Annotated in this window: 3 protein-coding genes; all 3 read left to right on the top strand. The window is 62.0% G+C overall.

The features are described from left to right. The coding region (locus tag MUU55_RS29010) for a carbohydrate ABC transporter permease (RefSeq protein ID WP_244764246.1) at positions 1-743 on the top strand (743 nt) is incomplete at its 5' end. 12 nt (positions 744-755) lie between these two features. Next, a complete protein-coding gene (locus MUU55_RS29015; RefSeq protein ID WP_244764247.1) occupies positions 756-1580 on the top strand; it encodes a carbohydrate ABC transporter permease in 825 nt (274 codons plus the stop codon). A gap of 24 nt (positions 1581-1604) precedes the next feature. Next, a partial coding sequence (locus MUU55_RS29020; protein WP_244764248.1) for an ABC transporter ATP-binding protein occupies positions 1605-2115 on the top strand: 511 nt, incomplete at its 3' end.

The raw sequence follows: 2115 nt of genomic DNA on the forward strand, positions 1-2115 counted from the left end.
ACCCGGCCAATGTCAGCTGGGCGGGGCTGTTCAACTACCAGTATTTCTACACCGATCCCGCCTTCTTCCAGTCGATCTGGAACACGCTGCTCATCGTGGTCGGCGTTTTGTTCATCACCGTCATCGGCGGTGTGGGCATCGCATTGCTGCTCGACCAGCCGATGTGGGGGCAGGGCATCGTGCGCATCATGATCATCTCGCCCTTCTTCGTCATGCCGCCGGTGGCCGCATTGGTGTGGAAGAACATGATCATGCATCCGGGCTATGGCGTGCTTGCCGATATCAATCGTGCCCTTGGCCTGCAGCCGGTCGACTGGTTTGCGCAATATCCGCTGTTTTCGATCATCATCATCGTCGCCTGGCAATGGCTGCCCTTTGCGACGCTCATCCTTCTGACCGCGCTGCAGTCGCTCGACGGCGAGCAGAAGGAAGCGGCCGAGATGGATGGCGCGGGCTTCGTGTCGCGCTTCGTCTACCTGACGCTGCCGCATCTGGCCCGCTCGATCACCGTCGTCATCCTGATCCAGACGATCTTCCTGCTCGGCGTCTATGCGGAAATCCTCGTCACGACCAATGGCGGCCCGGGCTATGCCTCGACCAACCTGCCGTTCCTGATCTATCGCACCGCGCTCCTCGGCTACGACGTCGGTGGCGCCTCGGCCGGCGGCATCATCGCCGTCATCCTCGCCAATATCGTCGCCTTCTTCCTGATGCGCGCCGTCGGCAAGAACCTGGACAAGTAAGGGGATACGACCATGGCTAGAGCTGTCTCGACACGACGCACCGTCGTCTTCACCATCGCCGCCTGGATCGTCGCGCTGATCATCTTCTTCCCGATCCTCTATACGATCATCACCTCGTTCAAATCCGAGACCGAGGCGATCAAGGGCTTCAACATCATCCCTTCGGGCACGATCGAGAGCTACCAAGCCGTTCAGGCGCAGAGCAACTACTTCAAGTTCTTCCTGAACTCGGTGGTCCTGTCGCTCGGCTCGACGCTTTTGGCGCTGCTGATCGCGGTGCCCGCCGCCTGGTCGATGGCGTTTTCGCCGACCGCCAAGACCAAGGACATCCTGATGTGGATGCTCTCGACCAAGATGATGCCGGCCGTCGCCGTGCTCGTGCCGATCTACCTGATCTTCCGCGACTTCGGCCTGCTCGACAGCCGCATCGGGCTCACCGTCATGCTGACCATGATCAACCTGCCGATCGTGATCTGGATGCTCTACACCTACTTCCGGGAAATCCCCGGCGAGATCCTGGAGGCGGCCCGCATGGATGGCGCGTCGCTGTGGGGCGAGATCGTCTATGTGCTGACCCCGATGGCGGTGCCGGGCATTGCGTCGACCATGCTGCTCAACATCATCCTGGCCTGGAACGAGGCGTTCTGGACGATCCGCCTGACGACGACCAATGCCGCCCCGCTGACGGCCTTCATCGCCTCGTTCTCCAGTCCGCAAGGGTTGTTCTGGGCGAAGCTTTCGGCGGCCTCGACGCTCGCCATCGCGCCCATCCTGATCATGGGGTGGTTCAGCCAGAAACAGCTTGTCCGCGGCCTCACCTTCGGCGCCGTGAAGTAGAACAGAGATCGGGGAGGAACCACCATGGGCAAGATCATTCTCAAGAAGGTCAACAAGTCGTTCGGCGCCACGCAGGTCATTCCGGGCATCGACCTGACCATCAATGACGGCGAGTTCGTCGTCTTCGTCGGCCCGTCGGGCTGCGGCAAGTCCACGCTCCTGCGCCTCATCGCGGGACTTGAGGACACCACGTCGGGCGCAATCGAGATCGACGGCAAGGACGTCACCGGGGCGGCTCCCGCCAAGCGCGGCTTGGCCATGGTGTTCCAGTCCTATGCGCTCTATCCTCATATGAGCGTCGCCAAGAACATCGCCTTCCCCTTGAAGATGGCGAAGATGGATCAGGCGGCGATCGACAGGAAGGTGACGGAAGCCGCGCGCGTGCTCAACCTCACCAATTATCTGGAGCGTCGTCCGGGCCAGCTGTCGGGCGGCCAGCGCCAGCGTGTGGCGATCGGCCGCGCCATCGTGCGCGAACCCTCGGCCTTCCTGTTCGACGAGCCCTTGTCCAACCTCGATGCGGCGCTGCGCGGCA

This window comes from Shinella curvata (genome assembly GCF_022899935.1).
Lineage (GTDB): Bacteria > Pseudomonadota > Alphaproteobacteria > Rhizobiales > Rhizobiaceae > Shinella > Shinella curvata.

Coding starts and splice junctions, on each gene's coding strand:
- MUU55_RS29015 (WP_244764247.1), top strand. CDS start 756: ATGGCTAGAGCTGTCTCGACACGACGCACCGTCGTCTTCACCATCGCC.